This window comes from Pseudomonas sp. Z4-20, assembly GCF_051131955.1.
GTDB lineage: Bacteria > Pseudomonadota > Gammaproteobacteria > Pseudomonadales > Pseudomonadaceae > Aquipseudomonas > Aquipseudomonas marvdashtae.
In genome coordinates, this window is record NZ_CP071641.1 from 2,808,063 (window position 1) to 2,829,489 (window position 21,427).

The window sequence follows — 21,427 nt, forward strand, 5'->3', positions numbered from 1 at the left end:
CCCACCCCTAGCGTGCCCTACCAATTGCCGGGCGGTTGCCTGGCGGATTTTCCGATTCCTGGGGAGGACCACCATGCATCACCGCACCAGCACTGCCGGACTCGTCGGCTTCACCTTCACCGCGCTGGCGTTGGCCATTGCCAGTGAACGGCTGAGCGCCGCCGAGCAAGCGGCCACGGAGCACGTCGAAGTGGTTGGCCAGGCGGCCAGCATCGACCAGGCGCTGAAGGAACAGCGCAGTTCCGACAGCATCAAGAGTGTGGTGCATGCTGACGGCGTGGCTCAATTGCCGGACGAAAACGTCGCCGAAGCGGTGCAGCGCCTGCCTGGTGTAAGCGTCGAGCGCGACCAGGGCGAAGGCCGTTTTGTGAGCGTGCGCGGCTTGGGCCCGGACCTCAACAGCGTGACCATCAACGGCACCCTCGTGCCGGCCCCCGAAAGCGAGCGCCGCGCCGTCGCCCTGGATGTGTTGCCCTCGGAACTGGTGCAGTCGCTCTCGGTGATCAAGACCCTCACGCCGGACATGGACGCAAATTCCCTCGGCGGCACGGTGGACGTCAAAAGCCTCTCGGCTTTCGACCACAAGAGCCTGTTCTACACCGGCAGCAGCGAAGCCAGCTACGACAAGAATACCGGCCAGACCAGCCCGAAATTTTCCGGCGCCATCAGCGACCGCTTCAGCCTCGGCGACGGCATCGACAACTTTGGCGTGGCCGCGGCGCTGAGCTGGCAGAAGCGTGACTTCGGTTCGGACAACGTCGAAACGGGCGGCGCCTGGGACTTCGAGCAGGGCCCACGACTCGAAGAACTGGAAATGCGTGACTATGACATTCGCCGGGAACGCGCCGGTGGCGGGCTGAACTTCGACTACAAACCCGACGACTTCAGCAGCTATTACCTGCGCACGCTCTACAGCCGCTACAAGGACAGCGAAACTCGCAACGCCGCCAGCATCGCCTTCGACGACCCGCAGGCGGCGGGGGAGCTGGGTGCTGCCGAGGGCGAACGCAAACTCAAGCAGCGTGAGGAGACCCAGGAAATCCAATCCTACGTGCTCGGCGGCGAACGCCTGTTTGGCCTCTGGACTTTGAGCGGCCAGGGCGGCTACAGCAAGTCCAGCGAAGACAGCCCCGGGCACATCGCCGGCGCCACGTTCAAAGGCATCGATGGATTCGACGGTGGCTTCTACGACAGCGACAAGCCGCGCCCGATCATTGGACCAGGCTTCTACGACCCGGCCAATTTCAGCCTCGACAAGGTCGATTGGGAACAACAGAAAACCACCGACACCGAAAAGAACCTGCGCCTCGATTTGGCCCGGGACTACGACCTGAATGGCTACGCCTCCCAGGTCAAATTCGGCGGCAAGGCCAGCCGCCGCGACAAGGACAACGACCTCGACGCGTGGGTCTACGAGGACTTTGGCGACCTGGGCTTCACTGATGGGCAGCTCAATCTCGGTCAATTCCAGAAGGGCAATGTGGATTACCGCCTCGGCCGGTTTGGCCCGGGCATCAGCGCCGACGCCATCAAGCAACTACTCGGTGGCCTTGACCGCGATCAGTTCTACGACGCGCAGGAATCGCGGGTCAATGACTTCACCATGAGCGAAGACATCAACGCTGCCTATCTGATGAACACCGTTGATATTGACGACTGGCGCTTCATTGCCGGCATGCGTTACGAAGGCACCGAGTTCGAGGCCAAGGGCACCGGTGCCACCGATGGGGTGTTCACCGACACACAAACCCGTCGCAAGTACCACCATTGGCTGCCGGGCCTGCACGCCCGCTACCAGTTGGACAAGAATACCCAGGTGCGCGCGGCCTGGACCAAGTCCGTGGTGCGCCCGACGTTCGGCCAGCTGGCGCCGGGATTTGTCATCGATGATGACGAAGCGACGTTCGGCAACCCGGACCTCAAGCCGCTGGAGTCGAGCAACCTGGACTTGGGCATCGAGCATTTCATGGGCCACGCCGGCACCGTTTCGGCCTTTGTGTTCTACAAGGACATCAAGAACTTCGTCTACAACACCGACCTGGCCGGCACCGGGGCCTGGACCGACTTCGCCGAAGCGCACAGTTTCGCCAACGGCGACAGCGCCAAGCTGTACGGCCTGGAACTGGCCTATTCGCAGAAGTTCGATTGGCTGCCGGCACCCTGGAACGGGCTGTTGCTGGGCGCCAACACCACCTTCAGCCGATCCGATGCCGAGATCGAAGGTTTCGACCAGGCCAGCGGCACCCAGCGCAAGCGCAGCATCGACCTGCCGAACCAGTCGGACACCGTCGGCAACCTGATGCTCGGTTGGGAAAACGACAAGCTGAGCCTGCGCCTGTCGGCCAACTACAAGTCGGCCTATCTCTATGAACTGGCGTCCATCAGCGACCGAGACCACGACCTGCACGTCGACGCCCAGACCTTCGTCGACTTCAGCGCCCGTTACTCGTTGACCAAGAACCTGCAAGTCAGTCTTGAGGCGCAGAACCTCACTGACGAGTCGTATTTCGTCTACACCGGCCATCGCTCGTATAACGGCCAGTACGAAGAGTACGGGCCGACGTACAAGCTGGGGCTGACGTTTACCCATTTTTGAATACACCACCGACCCTGTGGTGAGCAAGCTTGCTCCGCTTGGCGGGTTGGCGCGCCAGTGCGCAGCGCCTGGAAGGAGGGGCTGCTGCGCAGCCCAACGGGAGCAAGCTCCCTCGCCACGGGAACGGTGAACACGGCTCTATGACAAGGATTCTTCCGTTGAATACAAAGTTGTCTTTTCCCAAACATTATCTGCTAACGATGTGGCTCGGCCTGCTGGCCGGCCAAGCCTGGGCGGCCCCGAGCCTGAAACTGCAACCCTGGGCGCAGGCTTTCCCGGTGAATGCGATGGCATTCCTGCCCGGCAACGGGGCGACCGAACGTCTGGTGGCCGGCCATGATGGCTTGCTGTTGCTCGATGCCAACGGCCGCGAACTGACGCGCCTGAAGGGCGGCTTCGAAGGCCTCGACACCCGCGCCCTGGGGCGCAACGTGCTGGTCGCCAGCCTCGACAGTCAGCGCCAACAAGCGCTTCTGGTCAGCCTCGATCCACAAAAACGTCAATGGGGCACGCCGCTGTATCTGCCGACGCGGGACTTTCCGGTGAACGGGTTGTGCCTGTACCGCGACGAAGCGAGCAACCTGTTCGCGTTTCTCGTGGGGGAAGAGGGCAAGGGCGAACAATGGCTGGTCGGCGCCGGCGAGCGGCTGAGCGAAACTGCCCAGCGCGTGCGCGGCCTGCCGCTGCCACCGGATGCCACGACGTGCCAGGTCGAGGACGGCGCGAGCCAGCTATTGGTCAACGAAGAACGCGTCGGCTGGTGGGCCTATCCGGCGGCGGCGGAAGCCGATGCGGTGCGTATCCCAGTGGCGATGCGCAAGCCGTTCGGTGACATCGAGCACGCCGCCGGCGCGATGGCGACACTGCCGGGCGGCATGCTCGGACTCGATCCCGACGCTGCGCAACTTCACCTGTTCCAGCAAGAAGGCGAGGCCTGGATCTCGCAGGCCAAGCTACCGCTGCCGGGCCTGAAGGCGCCGGAAAGCCTGGCGCTGCGTAAGACTGCAAACGGCGTTGAATTGCTATTGCGCGATGATGACAACGGCCAGCTGTACCAAGGCCTGATCGACTGGCAACCGAAACCGCTGGCCGTGTCGCCGAAGTTGCCCAGCGTGCCCGCCGTCGCCCAGAGCGAACCCGTGGCGCGCCAGGGCGACGCCGCCGATGACCCGGCGATCTGGGTTCACCCGACCACGCCGGCGTTGAGCCGGGTCCTGGGCACCAACAAGAAGCAAGGCCTGCTGGCCTATGACCTGCAGGGCAAGCTGTTGCAGGAATTGCCGGTGGGGCGCCTCAATAACGTCGATGTCCGCTCGGGTTTCAAACTGGGCACGCAGACCGTCGACCTCGCCGTCGCCAGCAACCGTGATCGCAACAGCCTCAGCCTGTTCAGCATCGACCGCGCCAGCGGAGATCTGCGCGAAGCCGGCGAGATACCCACGCCGCTCAAGGAAATCTACGGCATCTGCCTGTTCCAGCCCGCCGAAGGGGAGCTGTACGCCTTCGCCAATGGCAAGGACGGTCGTTATCTGCAATACCGCCTGAGTGCTACGGGCGCCGGGGTCAAGGGTGAGCTGGTGCGTCAGTTCAACGTCGACAGCCAGCCCGAGGGCTGCGTTGCCGACGATCAGCGCCAGCGCCTGTTTCTCGGTGAGGAAGACGTCGGTGTCTGGGCCATGGACGCCCGTGCCGATCAGCCGAGCACCTTGACCCGAGTGATCAAGGTCGGCCCGCAGTTGCATGCCGATGTCGAGGGCATCGCCCTGTACCGCAACGCCGGGCATGACTACCTCGTGGTGTCCAGCCAGGGCAACGACAGCTATGTGCTGCTCGATGCCGAGCCGCCTTACGCCGTGCGCGGTGCTTTGCGGGTCGGCTTGAACGCGACCGCCGGAATCGATGGGGCTTCTGAAACCGATGGCCTGGAAGTCACCTCGGTGAACCTCGGTGGGCCTTGGAGCCAAGGGATGCTGGTGGTCCAGGACGGGCGCAAACGCATGCCCGAGCAAGCCCAGAATTTCAAGTTCGTGCCGTGGGCCGACGTGGCGAAAGCCCTTGGCCTGCCTTGAGCGGCGCTGTCATCAACCGGTCACCAACATCTCATGCAATAGCCGCCAGACAGGAGTTCAATCATGCAAGCGACACTGGAACACATGACCCTCTGGGGCCTGATCAGCGACGCGAGCCTGCTGGTCAAGGCCGTCATGCTCACGCTGCTGCTGGCCTCGCTGCTGAGCTGGTATCTGATCATCCAGCGCAGCGCTGTGCTGCAACGCAGTGAGCGCCAGTTCAACGGCTTCATCCAGCGTTTTCGCAGCAGCGCCGATTTGCTGCCGTTGTACCGCGAGACTGCCCAGGCGCGCGAAGAGGACGGCGGCGTCGCGCCGATTTTCCATGCCGGTTACCAAGCGTTCACCCAGCTGAACCTGCCTTCCGGTAACCCGGCGGTGGTGCTCGAAGGGGTCGAGCGTTCGCTGCACGTGGCGATCAGCGAGCAAGAGATCCAGTTGGAAAAAGGCCTGCAGTTTCTCGCCACCGTCGGCTCCGTCAGTCCCTATATCGGTTTGTTCGGCACCGTCTGGGGGATCATGAACGCTTTCCTCGGCTTGTCCCAGGTTCAGCAGGCCAGCCTGTCCACCGTCGCGCCGGGTATCGCCGAAGCGCTGATTGCCACCGCCATCGGCCTGTTCGCGGCGATCCCGGCGGTGGTTGCCTATAACCGCGTCGCGGCTCGTGGGCAAACCTTGCTGACCCGCTACTACGCCTTTGGCAACGAGCTGCAAGCGCGTCTGCACCGCAAGCTCCACGGTGCCCCGCTGAACCTGGCCACGGCCGCTTGAGAGGAGAGGGCAGATGCTGATCAAGCCGCAACGCAAGCACGGGCCGAAGGCCGAAATGAATGTGGTGCCCTACATCGACGTGATGCTGGTGCTGCTGGTGATTTTCATGGTCACCGCCCCGATGCTGACCCAAGGCGTGAAAATCGAATTGCCCAAGATCGCCAGCGAAGCCTTGGCCAATGACAGTCGCCAGCAGATCCTGACCTTGTCGGTGAAGGCCGAAGGTGGCTATTATTGGAACCTGGGCGGCGAGCTGGACACCCATCACCAGACCGACAGCGCCGTCGACCTGGACCAGATGCGCGCCAAGGTGGCTCAGGTGATTGCACAGCGCAGCGACACCCAGGTGTATATCCGCGCCGATGACCACGCTGATTACGGCCGGGTGGTGGCAGCGATGGCGGCTTTGCAGCAGGGCGGGGTGAGCAACCTGGGGTTGGTGACCGAGGCACCGCGATGACGGCCATGACATTTGACCGGGCTTCCCTGGGTCTTGCACTGATGCCCGGCCCCGGGCTCTGGCGGAACACGCTGGCGGCGGGGTTCGCCGTGGCGCTGCACGCGGCGGTGGCGGCCTTGCTGATATTGGGATGGACGCTGGAAAAACCGCAGGTCGAGACGCCTCGGGTATTGCGCACGCAACTGGTCATGCTGCCCCCGGCACCCGTGCCGGAAGCGCCCGCGCCAGCGCTCGTCCAGGAAACACGCGTGGCGCCAGAGCCGACGCCGGCACCGCTGGAAACACCGGGCCCCGCGCCGGCCAAGCCGACGGTTGACCCACGGATCCAGGCTCAGAAGTTGGAGCAGGCCGCCCTTGCGCGCAAACGGCTAGAGGCGCAAAAGCATGAGCAACAGGCTCAACAGCAACGCGAACGCCAGCAAAGCGAGCAGCGCCAGCAGGAAGCCGAGCAACAAGCTGCCGAACACCAACGCCAGGCGCAAGCGGCTCAGGCGCTGGCCCAGCAACGTCGCGCCGAGCAGGTCCGCGCGGCGGCGGCCGACAGTCGCAGCTATCTGCCCTTGAGCAAGGAAGCGCCGGACTACCCGCAACGGGCCCTGGACAAAGGCCTCGAAGGCGATTGCACCGTGGAATACAGCGTGACCCCGGACGGGCGCATCGATAACCCGAAGGTGCTCGACGGCTGCCACCCGCTGTTCATCCGGCCGTCATTGGCCGCCGCCCAGACCTTTCGCTACCAGCCGCGAATCGTCGATGGCAAGGCCGTCACGGTGCCAGCGGTGCGCAACACCTTTCACTTCCGGATCAAATAACCACACTCACCTGGGGCGTGTACCTGGATCCCCATCAGGGGTGTTTCCGGAAGGATTGGCGCCAGCGGTGGGTCGATGCTGGCGCAACAGTTCGATTTGCTGGGAAGGGACCAGGGTTCGCAACGCCTTGTAGAGCGCTCGGGTTTCCAACAGGTTCCAGACGCGCAACATGGTTTCCAGCGCGTCGAGGGGCTTGCTGATGAAATCCCGCGCGCCGAGTGCCAAGGCCCGTAACCGCGTGTCGCGGGTGGCGTCGGCGGTCAGGACCAGGATCGGCAGGTAATCGTTGGCCGGAATGCGCCGGTTGAGCTGCTCCAGCACGGCAAAGCCGTCAAAGGCCGGCATGTGCAGGTCGAGGATGACCAGGTCCGGCTCGAAACTGTTGAACAGGTCCAGCGTGCGCAGGGGTTCGGTGCTGCTCAGTACGTTGTGCAGCCCTTCACGGGCCAGCAATTGCTCCATCAGCTCCAGGTTGGGGCGCTGATCGTCGATGATCAGGATGCGCAAATCGTGGTTCATGCAGGCTCCGGTAAATAACGTTCGAGATGGCCCAGGAAGGCCTGGATATGAATAGGCTTGGTCAGGATCGCCGTGGCTCCGGCATCTTCCAACGCACGGTGGGCCAGGGCGCTGGTGTCGGCGGTGATCATCAACACTGGCGTGGACGCGGTGGCGGGGGACTGGCGCAGGCGGCGCAAGACTTCCAGGCCTTCGAGGTCGGGTAAGGTCACGTCCAGCAGGATCAGTTGCGGCGCATGCTGGCGAGCCAGGTCCAGGCCCATCTGGCCTTGCATGCTCGACAACAATTGGATGCCCGGGCGGCGCTGCATCAGGGTCTCGATCAAGGCGAGGCTCGACAGGTTGTCTTCGATGCACAGGACTTTGCCGTCGAACTCGGTGCGCGGGCGCGTCACTTCCAGCGCCACCCTGGGCGGCAGGTTGGAACCGCTGACATGGGCACTGGGCAACCGCAGCGTGAAACAGCAGCCGTGTCCCGGTTCGCTGCGCACTTGCAGGCTGCCCTGCATCATTTCCAGCAGGCTCTTGCTCAGGGACAGGCCGAGGCCGGTGCCCTCGACCTGGGGATCCGCGCCCAGGCGTTCGAAGGGCTTGAACAGTTTGCCCAACAGTTCCGGGGCAATACCATGCCCGGTGTCGCTGATGGCAACGTTCACCGCTGTGCCCTCGACGACGACTTCAATGCGCACCTCGCCGCCCGGCTTGTTGTACTTGATGGCATTGGACAGCAAGTTGAGCAGCACTTGGACCAGGCGCTGGCGGTCGGCAAGCACGCCGCTGCCCTCCGGCAATGGCGCAAGTCCGGCCAAGTGGATACCCGCGTCGGCGGCCATGGGCGAAACCAGCGTCAAGGCTTCATGGAGCACAGCCGGTAGCGCGATCGGTTCGATGTTCAGCGGCAGCCGGCCGGCCTCGATCCGGGCGATGTCGAGGACCTCGTTGATCAACGCCAACAAGTGCTGGCCGGCGCGCAGGATGTGGCTGACCTGCGGCCGCTGGCCGGCGATGGAGTCCATGTCCAGCAATTGCGCGAAGCCAAGGATGGAATTCAGCGGGGTGCGCAATTCATGGCTCATGCGCGATAGAAACTCGCTCTTGGCGCGACTGGCGCTTTCCGCTTCTTCACGGGCGGTGCGCAGGGCGATCTCGGCGGTACGCCGGTCGGTGATGTCCCGGGTAATCTTGGAAAAGCCGCGCAAGGCGCCAGTGCCGTCGTACTGCGCGGTGATGACCACGCTGGCCCAGAAGCGGCTGCCATCCTTGCGACAACGCCAGCCTTCTTCCATGTAATGGCCGTCGCGTGTGGCCTTGCGCAGGGCCATGTCCGGGTGCTCGGGACACTCTTCTGCCAGGTAGAACAGTGAAAAGTGCCGGCCGAGCACTTCCTGTTCGGTGTAGCCCTTGATCCGCTCGGCGCCAGCGTTCCAGGTGATCACGTGGCCCTTCGCGTCCAGGGCGAAAATCCCATAGTCCTTCACGCCATCGATGATCAGCCGCAGGCGTTCCTCGTTGTCGCGCAAGGCGCGCTCGCGCTCGGCCAGCAACTGCCCGGCTTCCACCAGGCGGGTGCCAAGCTGGCCGATTTCGTCCCGCTCCGGCGGTTGTGGCAACAAGGGTTGACCCAACGCCAGGCGCTGGGCGTTGCCCTGTACTTGCTGGACCCGGGCAACGATGCCCTTGGACAGGAACAACACGGCCACAACCGCACCGAACAATCCACACACCGCCGCCAGCAGCGTGGCGAACAACAGCCGCATGCGCGTGGCCGAGGCGGCGGCGCTGCGGTCGGCGAGCAGGGCATCTTCGCGAATGCGCATGGCGCTGATCTGTTCGCGCAATATATCCAGTACCTGTTTGTTCTCGATCAGGATCGCCGTAATGGCGGCGGTGTCGTCGGACTTGCCGGTGCGCAGGGCAAGCAGCCCCCGGAGTTTCTCGCCGATCAGCGGCGTGATGGTCTCGAGGTGCTCGCGCATCCTGGCGTCGCGGATGTTGTGATCCAGCCGCTGCAACGCGGCCTGGATCTTCGGCGTGGCCTGTTCATAGCCGGGCAGGAAGTCTTCGCGCCGGGTCAACAGGTAACCGCGCACGCTGGCCGCGGCTTCGGCCAGCAAGGTATGCACGGCCTGGATATCACCCTGGACCAGCAGGACCCGGCGAACGTCTTCCTCGGCGCGGGCGGTCTGGCGTTCGGTGATGTAGATCAGCACCAGCGACAGCAGCAGGACCACCAGCGGCAGCGAGATCACCACCAGTGCCTTGCCACGCAACGGCAGGTCGGCCCAACGGCGGGCAGTGAGAAACCTCATGGCCATTGTCCGCAGGGTTGGGCGACCAGCCCCAGGGCGACACCGCGCACCGCTGCCTGGGTGCGGTCGGCGGCGCCGAGCTTGCCGATGACTCGCTCGACGTGGGCTTTCGCCGTACCGGGTGCGATGCCGAGCTTCTCGCCGATCTCGCGATTGCTGAAACCACTGGCGACCAGCCCCAGCACCTGGCGTTCACGGGGCGTCAGGGCCTGGACGTGGGTGGTGCCGTTGGCGCCGCGCTCGGCCATGCGCCGCAAGAGCCGGGCGCTGACTGAGCTGTTGAGCGCTTCCTCGCCCTGGGCGACCCGTTTCAAGGCATTGAGCATTTCGGCACGGCTGGCATCCTTGAGCAGATAGCCAACGGCACCGGCGCTGATGGCCGCTTCGAGGTGATCGGGGCTGTCGTCCATCGTGAAGATGATCACTTTGATCTGCGGCTGACGTTGCCGCAGGATCCGCGCCGCACCAAGACCATTGAGCACCGGCATGCGGATGTCGAGAATGGCAATGTCCGGTTGCAGCCGTTCGCACAAATCCAGCGCCTCCTGACCGTCGCTGGCCTGGCCGACGACTTCGAACCCTTCGATGCCGGCCAGCATCGAGACGAATCCAGTGCGGGTGACTTCGTGATCGTCGGCCAACAGCAGGCGCAAGGGACGGTTCATGATTGGGCTCCTTGGGCTGGCAGCGGCACGCTGGCCAACAATCGAGTGCCGCCGCCGGGTTCGCTGCAACAGCTCAGTTGGCCGCCGAGCAGACTGGCGCGTTCCTGCATGGCCGCCAGCCCGAGGTGAGAGGTGCCCTGGGTCTCGACAGGTGTTTCCAGGGCAAACCCCCGACCATCGTCCTCGACCCGCAGCGAGACGTGATCGTCGCGCACCGCCAATCCCAGGACAACATGGCTCGCCTGGGCATGCTTGAGAATATTGTTGATGCCTTCCTGGGCAATGCGGAACAGCGCGATCTCGGCGTTCGGCGACAGGCGTGCCGCACTGTGCTCGGCCCACTCCACCTCCAGGCCAGCATCGCGCAGGCGATCGGCCTCCTTGTCGACGGCGGTAAACAAGCCGAAATCATCCAGCACATGGGGACGCAGGCCACCGATCAGCTGTCGACTTTCTCCGACGCAGCCTTGCGCCAAAGCCAGGATGGCTTGCAGCGCTTCGTCCAGCGCCGGCGGCAGAGGCGGACAGCGGCCGGCAAACCCTTGCAGGCGCTGGTGCAGTCCGGCCAGGTTCTGCGCCAAGCCATCGTGCAGGTCATACGCGACACGTTTGCGTTCGTCTTCCTGGGCGCTGAACAACCGATGGACCAGCTCGGACATGGTCCGCTCCCGGGCCTGGAGGGTCTGGAGCAGCCGGCTGTTCTCCAAGTGCGCCGCCAAGAGCGTTGCGAGCAATTGCAGTGATTCGATGTCTTCGGCGTCGGGCGCGCCCAGCGGCACGCTGTTGCCCAGCAGCAGCGCGCCGAACACCGCGCCATCGGCACCGCGCAGCGGGATTCGCAAGACTTGCGGCAACGCGCTGCCCGGGCAATCGAGCCATTGCGGGCTGGGCGAGGGCGGATGAGCCAGGTTGGCGAGTACGTCCAGGCCATCGCTGCCGCCATGGCTGGCGACTGTCTGCAACGGCGTATCCGGCGTCCACTCCAGCAGCAGGCCGTGGTCCATGGCGACGAACGCGCACGCGCGTTGCACCGCACGCTGGCGCATTTGCGCCAGTGGCAGCCGGGTCAGTTCATGCCCGGTGCCCAGCAACAGGCCCAGGCGTGCCGCCCGGCTTTGCGATTGGCGGTATTGGCTGCGGATCGCCAGGGCACTGCCAGGGTCATGGGGTGGGCTTTGCATGGGGAAACTCCAGCGTGGAAAGGAACCGGCCCGGTTCGTGATGGGCTCATTAGACCTTGTGATCGACACCGGGCCTATCTGCCGAACGGCATAGGCGATTGGCACCGGTTGGCCGATGGAGAGCACAGCGAACGCCGGCAAAGTGGGCTCATTGAAACCCAAAGGAACGCAACGATGAAAATGAAAACCTGTGCCCTGACTGCTTTTTTCCTGCTGGCTGCGCCATTTGTCCATGCCGCGGAGACTGCGCCCTTCGTCTATCGCACCGTGGCCGAGCAGCCGCAGAACGTGAATGACCGCGAAATCGCTGGGCTGTTCGACCGTTGGAACGCCGCGTTACAAACCGGCAGCGCCACCGCGGTGACCGGCCTTTACGCCCCGGATGCGATTTTGCAACCGACCGTGTCGAACAAGGTGCGCAGCACGCCGGCGCAGATCCAGGACTACTTCGACCACTTCCTGGCGGCCAAGCCTGTCGGCGTGATCAATTACCGGGAGATCCGTCACCTGGGGCCAGACGCGGCGATGGACAGCGGCGTCTACACGTTCACGCTGACCCAGGCCGATGGCACCCAGCGAGAAGTCCAGGCGCGCTATACCTTCCTCTATGAGCGTCTCGATGGCCAGTGGAAGATCATCAACCATCATTCCTCGGCCATGCCCGAAGTGCCCAAGACGCTGCATGCCAGTCACTAAAGTGGCTGGTTCCACCCGACGTGTTCGACATCGAGCCATTAAACCCTTGGATTAGCCTGCGGATATTAATTAGAATCAGTCTCATTTAAGACATTCTTGCCCAGGGCCTCTTCACATGCTTGATGCAGCTAAGCCGGCGGAGCACGCCCTTCATGCGTTATACCGTGACCACGGCGGTTGGCTCGAAGGTTGGCTGAGGCGGCGTCTGGGCAACGCCTGGGATGCGGCCGACCTGCGCCAGGATACGTTTTTGCGGGTATTGTCCAGCGCCCAACCCCTGGCCGACTTGCACGAACCACGTGCTTATCTGCTGACGGTGGGCAAGCGACTCCTGAGTAACTTCTACACCCGTCGCAACCTGGAACAGGCCTATCTCGACGCCTTGGCGAGCTTGCCTGAAGCCTGCGTCCCGTCCCCGGAGCAATGCTGGTTGCTGCTGGAAACCCTTCATGCACTCGATGAACTGCTCGACGGCCTGCCGCCCTTGGTGCGGCGGGCTTTTTTATGGAGCCAGCTCGAAGGGCTTGGCTATCGGGAAATCGCCGAGCGCTTGCAGGTGTCCGAGCGCACCATCAAGCGCTACATGGCCCTGGCCTATGAGCATTGCTTGTTGGTGGAGTTTTGATTCGCCAGGCACCGTCGCCCCAAGCCCGTGAAATCGCCCGGGCGGCGGCCCGCTGGTTGGCGAAGATCGAATCGGGCGAGGAGGGGGTCGATCACGCTGCGCTGCAACGCTGGCGCGAAAGCGACGCCGAGCACGAAGCCGCCTGGCAAAAAGCCCAGCGCTTGCGCCAACGATTCACCGAGGTTCCGCCTTCGCTGGGCATGGCAACGCTTGATCGTCCCGCGTTGGCACGCCGCGCCGTGCTCAAGCGCGCCTTGGGCGTCGCCGCGGTGATGCCCGCCGCCTGGTTGCTGGGACGCCAATTGCCATTGGACGCCTGGCGTGCCGACCTGCACACCGCCACCGGCGAGCAGCGTCGCTGGACGTTGGCCGATGGCATCGCCTTGCAACTGAACACCGACAGCGCCGTGGACCTCGACCTTCGTGCACGTCGCCTGGTGCTGGTACGCGGCGAAATCGCCCTCAAGGTTTCTGGCGCCCAGCCAATGGCGGTACTAGCTCCGTACGGTGTCATCACAGTCAACCGAGGCGAAGCCTGTATCCGTCTGGATGAGTCGACCTGCCAAGTGTCGGTCCTCAGCGGTTCAGTCCAAGTGCAGCCATCGCACGGGCCAACGCTGGGGCTGGAGCAAGGCCAGCGGGTCCATGTCCAAGCCGCCGGCGTGGGCCCGATCAGCGGTTTCGACGTCGTGCAAATGGGCTGGCGTGACGGGGTACTGACGGCACAGAACCAGCCGCTGGGCGACTTCCTTCGAGAGCTGGACCGTTATCGCCCGGGCGTGTTGCGCTGGGACCAGGACCTGGAAGCGCTTCGGGTCACCGGCAGTTTCCGTCTGGAAAACACCGATCGAATCCTCGCGCTGCTTTCGGCCAGCTTGCCCTTGGAAGTGCACATGCGCACTCGCTACTGGGTCACCGTGACCCGGCGCAAAAATATCGCCTGATACCTGTCCCCTTTTTTTGTCTCGCTTGTCATCCATGGCAACTGAACAAAAACGAGAGCGCTCTTCAATGTCCGCAGTACTCACTCCGCAGTTGCGCCTGGCCATGGCTGGCCGGCGTCCGTTGTTGAACCTGGGCCTCATGCTGAGCCTGAGCGCCAGTCCATTTTTCAGCTCTTCCAGTCTGGCCGAAGACAACGCCCGGCGCAGCTATCAGGTGCCGGCCGGCAGCCTCAGCGCCGCGCTGACCCGCTTCGCCGGGCTGGCCGGGGTCAATCTCTCTGTGGACCCGGCCTTGGTGAGCGGTCGCGACAGCACCGGGTTGGCTGGCGAGTATGGCGTGGAGGAGGGCTTTGCCCGCTTGCTGCAAGGTTCCGGGCTGCAACTGCAACCGGTCGGTGAGCAAGCGTATACGCTCACGCCGGCGCCGGAGGGCAGTAGCCTGCAATTGGCGCCGACTTCGATTCTTGGCGCCACCGATGCGGCGCGAGGCGAGCCGTACGCAGGCGGGCAAGTGGCGCGTCGCGGTTCCCAGGGTTTGCTCGGTTCGCGAGACTTCATGGAAACGCCGTTCAGCATGACCACCTACACCGGCGAGACGGTCAAGAACCTGCAAGCGCGGACCTTGGGCGATCTGGTCGCCAGCGATCCCTCGGTGCGCGCCACCAACCCGGCGGGTGGCCGCTATGAGCAATTCACCATCCGCGGGTTGAGCCTGTTCAACAGTGACGTTGCCTATAACGGTCTCTACGGCGTGCTGCCGACCTACACGATCGACATGGAAATGGCCGATCGCGTCGACATCCTCAAAGGCCCGACCCAATTGATCAACGGCATTTCGCCGCGCGGCAGCATCGGCGGCGGGATCAACGTGGTGCCCAAGCGCGCCACCGACAAGCCCATCACCTCCGTCACGGGCAGCTACGCCTCCGACAGCCAACCCGGCGCGGCCGTGGACGTCGGCCGACGGTTTGGCGAGGACAACCAGTTCGGTGTACGTTTCAACGGTGTGAAACAGTCCGGCGACACGGATTGGGACCACCAGAGCGTCGACCGCCAGATGGCCGTGCTGGGCCTGGACTTTCGCGGCGAACGCCTGCGACTCTCGACGGACATCGGGCACACCGAACGAGATACCGACGCGCCACAGGAACGCGTCCAGGTGGCCGCCACCGCGCCGGTTCCCCGTGCCAGTGATGTCAGTCGCAACTATGCGCAGCACTGGACCAAGGCGCGCACCGAGGACACCTTCGGCGCGGTGAACGCCGAATACGATGTCAACGATTCGGTCATGCTCTACGGCGGTGCCGGGGCGCGCAAGAGCAACCATGACTTCCTGCGGCACAACGTGGTGGTCAGCAATGCCGCTGGCGATTTTACCGTATCGCCCCGTGATTTCACCCGGGACGAAAACGTCCGCACGGCCAACGCCGGGGTGCGCAACTGGTTCCAGACCGGCCCGGTGAGCCATGAACTCAACCTGGCCGCCAGCTACTTCTACATGGACTTTGAAAACGGCGGCGCCCGCTACGCCAATGGCCGCAGCAACCTCTACGACCCGGTACCGACACCAACGCCGAACATCCCTACGCGCCCGGATGCCAAGGTCTACACCGAGAACCATTTCAGCGGCGTGGCGCTGTCCGACACCTTGGGTTTCTTCGAGGACCGGCTGCTGCTGACCCTCGGCGCACGCTGGCAACGCGTGGAGGTCGACGACTGGTCCGACGGCGTCAAAGGCCGTACGGCCTACGATGAAGAAAAAGTCTCGCCGTCAGGCGGGATTCTGTTCAAGGCCACCGACAAGCTGTCGCTCTATGCCAACTACATGGAAGGCCTGAGCCAAGGCAAGATCGCGCCGACGTCTGCCGATAACAGCGATGAAATATTCCCGCCGTTCATCAGCCGCCAGGTCGAGATTGGCGCCAAGTACGACGCCGGAGCGCTGGCGATCACCGCCGCGGTGTTTCGAATCAAGCAGCCGGCCTACGCGACCGACGCCACGACGAACGACTTCGGCCCGAACGGCAAGCGCGAAAACACCGGTGCTGAATTGAGTGTGTTCGGTGAGCCCATCAAAGGCGTGCGACTGCTGGGTGGGGTGATGTACATCGACAGCAAGTTGACCGATACCACCAACCCCGCTTTCGATGGCAACCGGGCACCGGCCACGCCGCAATACAACGTCAATCTCGGGGCTGAGTGGGACGTGCCGACGGTGCAGGGTTTGACCTTGACCAGTCGGGGTATTTATTCCAGCTCGCAGTATCTGGATCCTTCCAATACCAAGGAGATTGATTCCTGGGAGCGTTTTGACGTGGGGGCGCGTTATGCCTTCAAGGTGGATGACAAGCGCATTACCTTGCGGGCCAATGTCGAGAATGTGGCGGATAAGCGATATTGGAGTTCGGCGGGGGCTTCGGATGACAGTGAGCCTGGGTTGACGTTGGCTACGCCGCGGACTTATCTGGTATCGGCTACGGTGGATTTTTGAGGGCTTTGATGGTGTGTATATCCGTTTTTTGGTGATGGCTACTTATGGTTTCGCTTTTACAGCGAGTCACTTTCGATAGAGCCCGGAAGCCGGCCCAGTCGAAAGTAACCAAAGCGCTCTAGCCCCACCACTTGGTGCCTCGCTAAGGCTCGGCATGCCCTCACTCCGGCATTGCTCCGTGGGCCGCCGCGAAGGCCCATCCATGGGCCAGCGCGGCTATCCCGGCATCCATGCCGGGATGCCCACTGCGCAATGCCTGCGTTCGGCCATCGTGGTTAACGGGGCGCCCAAGATCAACGTCCGCCGCGAGGCGGCCTTAGAGCCGGCCTGTTTCCTTGATGACCGCATTCATCCTGATGGAATGAGGTTGCTCGGGCGATGACGGAGCATATCTGATTGAACCACCGTGATCGCAAGCCCGATCTTTCACATGAATTTGGAAGAGGCAAACCCGCGTGCGTGTCTTCCATTGAACACCGCCTTCGCCAACAAGACTAGTTGCCACAGAAGAAACGCGTACCCCATGAAACAGGTCGGCCCTAAGGCCGCCTCGCGGCGGACGTTGATCTCGGCGCCCCATTAACCACGCTGGCTGAACGAAGGTATTGCGCAGTGGGCAACCCGGCATGGATGCCGGGTTAGCCGCGCTGGGCCATGGATGGCCCTTCGCGGCGGCCCACGGAGCAATGCCTTCGTTCAGGCATGCCGAGCCTAAGCGAGGCACCAAGTGGTGGGGCAAAGGCGCTTTGGTTACTTTCGCGCTTTTCGAAAGTGACTCGCTGTAAGAGCGAAACCAATAGCAGCCGTTACCGAAGAAATGGATATACACGCAAAGCGAAACCGCCAGCAGCCATCACCGCAGCAACGGATATGCACACCGAGCGAAAACCCTCAACCACCACCAAACAAATCACGCGAATCCAACAACCGCCAGGCAATCTCAGGCCGCTTCTCCAGCCCTCGACGAATCGCCGCCGGAATCGACTGGCGAATCTTGCGGCACAGCCCAGGCTGCTCATCAAACTCGATCGCAATACCCCGCATGGTCCGCACCTCGTTAAAACCAGGCTCAATGGTCAAACGCACCCCCAGATTCTCAAACAACCGCTGTTGCAACCGCTCCAGCTCATCCAGGCTCTCGATATTCTCCAACCGCTCAAGCAGCCGTTTCTCTTCCTGGCGATTCAGGCAAAGGATGCGCAAATCGCTGCCCGGCGTTTGCAGCAACGCATCACGCCCACAATCACAGACGCCAGGCGGGCAGGGGGGACGGATGGGTATCGACGCGGTCATGGGCTCCACAAGATCTGCAACACAACAAAATCGTCTTTGGCATAGGGGTGTTCCACGCAATGTGATGCTTGGCGCCGCGCCGGTCAACCCTCCCGCGAGGCCACTTGTCCGCACCTCGGCAGGCCCCGCTCGTCAGTTTCGTCAGGATCCGATCAAATTTTTCAGCGCCAGGCGGGCTCAAGAAGACAGACACGTCGCGGCCCGCTTCGTCAGGCGGCCGCGCCCGGTAAAAAGGAGACCTCATTCGATGCAACCCAATCCGACCACCTTAGCGCTGCTGGAAGAACTGCTGATGGCCCGCGGGCCTGGCGGGCAAGAGCAGGAAGTGCGTGATATCTGTCTGCGCGAGCTCAAGCCGCACTGCGACGAAACCTGGGTCGATCCGGCCGGCAATGTCGTCGGCCTGATCAAGGGAGCCCGTCCGACTGCCAGGTCCAATTCGCCAATCAGGATCATGGCGCATCTGGATGAGATCGCCATGCTGGTCAAACGCATCGAGCCCGACGGCACCTTGCGGGTGGTGGCGCTGGGCGGTGCCAATCCGATCAATTTCGGGGTGTGCCCGGTGGACATTCTTGGCGACCGGGATTTCATTCCTGGCGTGCTGTCGTTCGGGTCGATGCACAGCACGGGCGAAACCCACCAGGGCGCGGATGTGCTGTCGGGCAACGTCAATTGGGGCGACGTCCATGTCATCACCCGTTGTTCCAGTGAGCAATTGCAAGCGCACGGGGTGCGTCCCGGGACGCGGGTGGTGTTGAGCCAGCATTGGCGCCGGCCATTTCGGGTTGGCGATGCCCTGGCCGCGCATTTCCTCGATGACCGCGCGCCCATGGTTGCCTCCATCCAGGCCGCCACGTTATTGGCCGCGCGTCGTGAAGAGCTGGCGGGCGACGTGTATTTCGTCTTCACGACGCAGGAAGAAGAGTCCAATGCCGGCGCGCTCTACGCTGCCAGCCATTTGCCTGGGGATGTCACGGTGGCGGTTGAGGTTGGGCCGGTGGTCGCGGAGTACGCGACTCGCCTGAGCGTCGATCCGATCATCAACACAGGCGATCAGAACGGCTGTTACAACCGCGATGTGGTCGATCAGTTGTACCAGGCCGGCAAACGCTGCGGGCTGACGCCGCAGTTCGCGCTGCTGGTGGATTTTGCCAGCGACGCCAGTGCAATCATGAGCAGCGGGATTTCAGCCCAGGGCGGTTGTATTGCGATTCCGACCGAGAACACCCACGGTTATGAACTGATCGTGGACGGCAGTATCGAGGCCTGCGCGGCGACGTTGCTGGAGTTTCTGCTCGATCGCGCAGGTGGCTGACACGCCACCGAGCTGAGCGTGGGAGCACGGTTTGCTCCCACGGTTCAGGCCTTATAACCCCAGCTCGGACAGCCCCGGATGATCGTCCGGGCGACGTCCCAGCGGCCAGCGGAACTTGCGCTCGCTTTCCTCGATCGGCAAGTCGTTGATGCAGGCGTAGCGGTTGGCCATCAAGCCGTTCTCGTCGAATTCCCAGTTTTCATTGCCATAGGAGCGGAACCAGTTGCCCGAGTCGTCGTGCCATTCATAGGCATAACGCACGGCGATGCGGTTGTCCGTGAACGCCCAGAGTTCCTTGATGAGTCGGTAATCCAATTCCTTGGCCCATTTTCGGTTCAGGAAAGCCTTGGCTTCTTCGCGGCTGTGGACGAACTCGGCGCGGTTACGCCATTGCGTGTCGAGGGTGTAGGCCAGCGAAACCTTTTGCGGATCGCGAGAGTTCCAGCCGTCCTCGGCCAGGCGAACTTTTTCAGCGGCCGTTTCGCGGGTGAAGGGCGGCAGGGGCGGGCGAGCTTCAGCAGAGGACGACATGGCTTATCTCCAATAAGGAATGATGAGTTGCACTACTGTTTATAAAGCGTGTTTTTACAGCGTAGTTTTTACGGCGGTCCTACGAACGAATCCTGCGGATACGCGTGTCGCTTATTGTCCAGCCAGCAAGGTTTTCAGGACGTCCTGCGCTTGATCGGCGGCGTCGTGATCGCCCATGACCAAGGCTAGGGTGATGGCGCCGTCGATCAGGATCAGCACCTGCCGGGCCAGTACCTGCGGCTGTTCGACGCCGTGGTCAACGCACAGGCGGGTGACGTAGTCGAGCAGCTTCTGCTTATGCAGCTTCGCCACTTGGCGGACCGGGTCCTGCGGATCGCCGGTTTCGCCGCTGGTGTTGATGAATGCGCAGCCGCGAAAGCCTTCGCTGGCGAACCAACCCTTGAGTACCGCAAATAGATTGAGCAACCGTGCAGCCGGCGTCGGCGCCTTGTCCACCTCGCTGCTGAACCAATGCATCCAGCGTTCGTCACGGCGCTTGAGGGCCGCGACCACCAGGTCCTCCTTGTTGGCGAAGTAGCGGTAGATGCTTTTCCTGGAGACGCCGGCGGTTTTCACCAGCAGATCCATGCCAGTGGCCGCGATGCCACTTCTGTAGATCAGCTTTTCGGTGACGTCGAGGATGATGTCTCGGGTTTCATTGCCAGTGATTTTGTTCATGCGGCCAACAGTAGAACGATCGTTCTTCATGGTCAAATATTTTTTCGTCGGCACGGGGAGGCCCAAACCCTCGCATCATGGTGTAAGCTCATCGGTTCTTCGGATTCGACCTTTTGCGAGCCCTATGCCGTCGCTTTTCAAACGCTCCCTGCTGCCCAAGCTGCGCAGCTTTGCACTCACCGCCGAGGCCGTGACCATCCTTGATGGTGCCGCCGAATTCCGCCGTTGCCTGCTGGAAAAAATCGCCCAGGCCACCCAGCGCATCTACATCGTGGCGCTGTATCTGCAACAGGATGAGGCCGGCCAGGAAATCCTCGATGCCTTGCATGCCGCCAAAGCCGCGCGCCCCGGGCTGGAGGTGGTCGTGGTGGTGGACTGGCTGCGTGCCCAGCGCGGCCTGATCGGCGCCAAGAAACAGCCGGGCAATTCGGCGTGGTATCAGCAACAGACCCGTAGCCACGCCAGTGAAGTGCCGATCTACGGCGTACCGGTGCAGACCCGCGAATTGTTTGGCGTGTTGCACTTGAAAGGCTTCGTGATCGACGATTGCGTGCTCTATAGCGGCGCGAGCCTGAACAACGTCTACCTGCACAAATTCGACAAATACCGCTACGACCGCTACCACCTGCTGCACAACACTGCGCTGGCCGATTCGATGCATCACCTGGTGCAACACGGCCTGATCACCTCCAAGGCCGTGCATCGCCTCGACCTGCCGAACCTGCCCAGCACCCGCAGCTTGCGCAACGACATCGGCGACCTGCGCAGTCGCCTCAAATACGCGACGTACGACACCACGGCCGGCAGCCTCGATAAGAATGGCCTGTCGGTCAGCCCGCTGCTGGGCGTCGGCAAGAACAACCCGCTGAGTCGGGTGATTGGCGAGCTGATCGACAGCAGCCGTCGGCAACTGACGATTTGCACGCCTTACTTCAATCTGCCGTTGGCCGTGACTCGGGAAATCAATCGTGCGCTGGCCCGCGGAGTGCGGATCGATATCATCGTCGGCGACAAGAGCGCCAACGATTTCTATATTCCGCCCAGCGAGCCGTTCAAGATCATCGCGGCGTTGCCTTATTTGTACGAAATCAGCCTGCGCCGCTTCGCCAAGCGCCACCAGCGCTACATCGACAGCGGCCAGTTGAACCTGCATCTGTGGCGTGACGGCGACAATACCTACCACCTCAAGGGCATGTGGGTCGACGAGCGCTACACCTTGCTCACCGGCAACAATCTCAACCCGCGGGCCTTTCGCCTGGACCTGGAAAATGCCCTGTTGCTTGACGACCCCAAGGGCGAATTGCTCGGGCCGCGACAGACTGAGCTGGAACAGATCTATCGGCACACCCGCCGGATCGAAAGCTACCTGGACCTGGAAACCCTGCCGGACTATCCGGCGGCGGTGGGCAAGTTCCTCAAGCGCGTCAGCCGGGTGCGAATAGAGCGTCTGCTTTACCGGATTCTGTGAC

At 62.9% G+C, this 21,427-nt stretch carries 18 protein-coding genes and 1 pseudogene; 12 read left to right on the plus strand and 7 right to left on the minus strand.

Annotation, left to right across the window (positions count from 1 at the left end; translation table 11 throughout):
- The first annotated feature begins 73 nt into the window (after positions 1 to 73).
- The 5 genes from J3P82_RS12795 (at position 74) to J3P82_RS12815 (ending at position 6,708) form a co-directional block, all read left to right on the plus strand.
- Complete coding sequence (locus J3P82_RS12795; protein ID WP_434563590.1) at positions 74 to 2,596, plus strand: TonB-dependent receptor; 2,523 nt, start codon at positions 74 to 76, stop codon at positions 2,594 to 2,596.
- A 200-nt stretch (positions 2,597 to 2,796) separates the two neighbouring features.
- A complete protein-coding gene (locus J3P82_RS12800) occupies positions 2,797 to 4,665 on the plus strand; it encodes a phytase (protein ID WP_434563809.1) in 1,869 nt (622 codons plus the stop codon).
- A gap of 63 nt (positions 4,666 to 4,728) precedes the next feature.
- Positions 4,729 to 5,436 carry a protein TolQ gene (gene tolQ, locus J3P82_RS12805; protein ID WP_434563592.1) on the plus strand — a complete coding sequence of 236 codons (708 nt, stop codon included), beginning with the start codon at positions 4,729 to 4,731 and terminating at the stop codon, positions 5,434 to 5,436.
- Positions 5,437 to 5,449: 13 nt separating this feature from the next.
- A complete protein-coding gene (gene tolR / locus J3P82_RS12810) occupies positions 5,450 to 5,896 on the plus strand; it encodes a protein TolR (RefSeq protein ID WP_434563594.1) in 447 nt (148 codons plus the stop codon).
- Complete coding sequence (locus tag J3P82_RS12815; RefSeq protein ID WP_434563596.1) at positions 5,893 to 6,708, plus strand: energy transducer TonB; 816 nt, start codon at positions 5,893 to 5,895, stop codon at positions 6,706 to 6,708. The genes tolR and J3P82_RS12815 overlap by 4 nt, the downstream gene beginning before the upstream one ends.
- A gap of 6 nt (positions 6,709 to 6,714) precedes the next feature.
- Here J3P82_RS12815 and J3P82_RS12820 read toward each other — a convergent pair whose 3' ends face one another.
- The 4 genes from J3P82_RS12820 to J3P82_RS12835 are packed head-to-tail and all read right to left on the minus strand — an operon-like array spanning position 6,715 to position 11,382.
- Positions 6,715 to 7,227, minus strand: coding sequence for a response regulator (locus tag J3P82_RS12820; protein WP_434563598.1), 513 nt, complete (start codon positions 7,225 to 7,227; stop codon positions 6,715 to 6,717).
- Complete coding sequence (locus J3P82_RS12825; RefSeq protein ID WP_434563600.1) at positions 7,224 to 9,536, minus strand: ATP-binding protein; 2,313 nt, start codon at positions 9,534 to 9,536, stop codon at positions 7,224 to 7,226. Before J3P82_RS12825 ends, J3P82_RS12820 begins: the two co-directional genes overlap by 4 nt.
- A complete protein-coding gene (locus tag J3P82_RS12830; RefSeq protein WP_434563602.1) occupies positions 9,533 to 10,201 on the minus strand; it encodes a response regulator in 669 nt (222 codons plus the stop codon). Before J3P82_RS12830 ends, J3P82_RS12825 begins: the two co-directional genes overlap by 4 nt.
- The gene (locus J3P82_RS12835) at positions 10,198 to 11,382 is read right to left on the minus strand and encodes a sensor histidine kinase (protein WP_434563604.1); all 1,185 of its coding nucleotides are present in this window, start codon (positions 11,380 to 11,382) and stop codon (positions 10,198 to 10,200) included. Before J3P82_RS12835 ends, J3P82_RS12830 begins: the two co-directional genes overlap by 4 nt.
- A gap of 174 nt (positions 11,383 to 11,556) precedes the next feature.
- Between J3P82_RS12835 and J3P82_RS12840 the strand changes: the two genes are divergently transcribed.
- From J3P82_RS12840 to J3P82_RS12860, 5 genes and pseudogenes are all read left to right on the plus strand, one after another.
- A complete protein-coding gene (locus J3P82_RS12840) occupies positions 11,557 to 12,078 on the plus strand; it encodes an SgcJ/EcaC family oxidoreductase (protein WP_434563606.1) in 522 nt (173 codons plus the stop codon).
- 115 nt (positions 12,079 to 12,193) lie between these two features.
- Positions 12,194 to 12,703 (plus strand): sigma-70 family RNA polymerase sigma factor, encoded by a 510-nt coding sequence (locus J3P82_RS12845; protein ID WP_434563608.1) that lies wholly within the window; start codon positions 12,194 to 12,196, stop codon positions 12,701 to 12,703.
- On the plus strand, positions 12,703 to 13,647 hold the full coding sequence (locus J3P82_RS12850) for a FecR domain-containing protein (RefSeq protein WP_434563811.1): 945 nt from the start codon (positions 12,703 to 12,705) through the stop codon (positions 13,645 to 13,647). The genes J3P82_RS12845 and J3P82_RS12850 overlap by 1 nt, the downstream gene beginning before the upstream one ends.
- Before the next feature lie 67 nt (positions 13,648 to 13,714).
- Positions 13,715 to 16,138, plus strand: coding sequence for a TonB-dependent siderophore receptor (locus tag J3P82_RS12855; RefSeq protein ID WP_434563610.1), 2,424 nt, complete (start codon positions 13,715 to 13,717; stop codon positions 16,136 to 16,138).
- Positions 16,139 to 16,340: 202 nt separating this feature from the next.
- Positions 16,341 to 16,454, plus strand: a pseudogene (locus J3P82_RS12860) (nucleoid-structuring protein H-NS); the annotation flags it as partial.
- Positions 16,455 to 17,029: 575 nt separating this feature from the next.
- Here the strand turns inward: J3P82_RS12860 and J3P82_RS12865 are convergent.
- Complete coding sequence (locus J3P82_RS12865; RefSeq protein ID WP_434563612.1) at positions 17,030 to 17,431, minus strand: hypothetical protein; 402 nt, start codon at positions 17,429 to 17,431, stop codon at positions 17,030 to 17,032.
- Between the two features lie 247 nt (positions 17,432 to 17,678).
- Here J3P82_RS12865 and J3P82_RS12870 point away from each other — a divergent pair, with 247 nt between their 5' ends.
- Positions 17,679 to 18,749, plus strand: coding sequence for a M42 family peptidase (locus J3P82_RS12870; RefSeq protein ID WP_434563614.1), 1,071 nt, complete (start codon positions 17,679 to 17,681; stop codon positions 18,747 to 18,749).
- 51 nt (positions 18,750 to 18,800) lie between these two features.
- Here J3P82_RS12870 and J3P82_RS12875 read toward each other — a convergent pair whose 3' ends face one another.
- Positions 18,801 to 19,280 (minus strand): DUF1348 family protein, encoded by a 480-nt coding sequence (locus J3P82_RS12875; RefSeq protein ID WP_434563616.1) that lies wholly within the window; start codon positions 19,278 to 19,280, stop codon positions 18,801 to 18,803.
- Between the two features lie 111 nt (positions 19,281 to 19,391).
- Positions 19,392 to 19,958 (minus strand): TetR/AcrR family transcriptional regulator, encoded by a 567-nt coding sequence (locus tag J3P82_RS12880; protein WP_434563618.1) that lies wholly within the window; start codon positions 19,956 to 19,958, stop codon positions 19,392 to 19,394.
- 124 nt (positions 19,959 to 20,082) lie between these two features.
- Between J3P82_RS12880 and pssA the strand changes: the two genes are divergently transcribed.
- On the plus strand, positions 20,083 to 21,426 hold the full coding sequence (pssA, locus tag J3P82_RS12885; RefSeq protein WP_434563620.1) for a CDP-diacylglycerol--serine O-phosphatidyltransferase: 1,344 nt from the start codon (positions 20,083 to 20,085) through the stop codon (positions 21,424 to 21,426).
- The last annotated feature ends 1 nt before the right edge of the window (position 21,427 follow it).

What these genes read in the sequence shown, in the direction of transcription:
- J3P82_RS12795 (WP_434563590.1), top strand. Translation starts at nt 74, where the DNA reads ATGCATCACCGCACCAGCACTGCCGGACTCGTCGGCTTCACCTTCACC.
- J3P82_RS12800 (WP_434563809.1), top strand. Translation starts at nt 2,797, where the DNA reads ATGTGGCTCGGCCTGCTGGCCGGCCAAGCCTGGGCGGCCCCGAGCCTG.
- tolQ (WP_434563592.1), top strand. Translation starts at nt 4,729, where the DNA reads ATGCAAGCGACACTGGAACACATGACCCTCTGGGGCCTGATCAGCGAC.
- tolR (WP_434563594.1), top strand. Translation starts at nt 5,450, where the DNA reads ATGCTGATCAAGCCGCAACGCAAGCACGGGCCGAAGGCCGAAATGAAT.
- J3P82_RS12815 (WP_434563596.1), top strand. Translation starts at nt 5,893, where the DNA reads ATGACGGCCATGACATTTGACCGGGCTTCCCTGGGTCTTGCACTGATG.
- J3P82_RS12820 (WP_434563598.1), bottom strand. Translation starts at nt 7,227, where the DNA reads ATGAACCACGATTTGCGCATCCTGATCATCGACGATCAGCGCCCCAAC.
- J3P82_RS12825 (WP_434563600.1), bottom strand. Translation starts at nt 9,536, where the DNA reads ATGAGGTTTCTCACTGCCCGCCGTTGGGCCGACCTGCCGTTGCGTGGC.
- J3P82_RS12830 (WP_434563602.1), bottom strand. Translation starts at nt 10,201, where the DNA reads ATGAACCGTCCCTTGCGCCTGCTGTTGGCCGACGATCACGAAGTCACC.
- J3P82_RS12835 (WP_434563604.1), bottom strand. Translation starts at nt 11,382, where the DNA reads ATGCAAAGCCCACCCCATGACCCTGGCAGTGCCCTGGCGATCCGCAGC.
- J3P82_RS12840 (WP_434563606.1), top strand. Translation starts at nt 11,557, where the DNA reads ATGAAAATGAAAACCTGTGCCCTGACTGCTTTTTTCCTGCTGGCTGCG.
- J3P82_RS12845 (WP_434563608.1), top strand. Translation starts at nt 12,194, where the DNA reads ATGCTTGATGCAGCTAAGCCGGCGGAGCACGCCCTTCATGCGTTATAC.
- J3P82_RS12855 (WP_434563610.1), top strand. Translation starts at nt 13,715, where the DNA reads ATGTCCGCAGTACTCACTCCGCAGTTGCGCCTGGCCATGGCTGGCCGG.
- J3P82_RS12865 (WP_434563612.1), bottom strand. Translation starts at nt 17,431, where the DNA reads ATGACCGCGTCGATACCCATCCGTCCCCCCTGCCCGCCTGGCGTCTGT.
- J3P82_RS12870 (WP_434563614.1), top strand. Translation starts at nt 17,679, where the DNA reads ATGCAACCCAATCCGACCACCTTAGCGCTGCTGGAAGAACTGCTGATG.
- J3P82_RS12875 (WP_434563616.1), bottom strand. Translation starts at nt 19,280, where the DNA reads ATGTCGTCCTCTGCTGAAGCTCGCCCGCCCCTGCCGCCCTTCACCCGC.
- J3P82_RS12880 (WP_434563618.1), bottom strand. Translation starts at nt 19,958, where the DNA reads ATGAACAAAATCACTGGCAATGAAACCCGAGACATCATCCTCGACGTC.
- pssA (WP_434563620.1), top strand. Translation starts at nt 20,083, where the DNA reads ATGCCGTCGCTTTTCAAACGCTCCCTGCTGCCCAAGCTGCGCAGCTTT.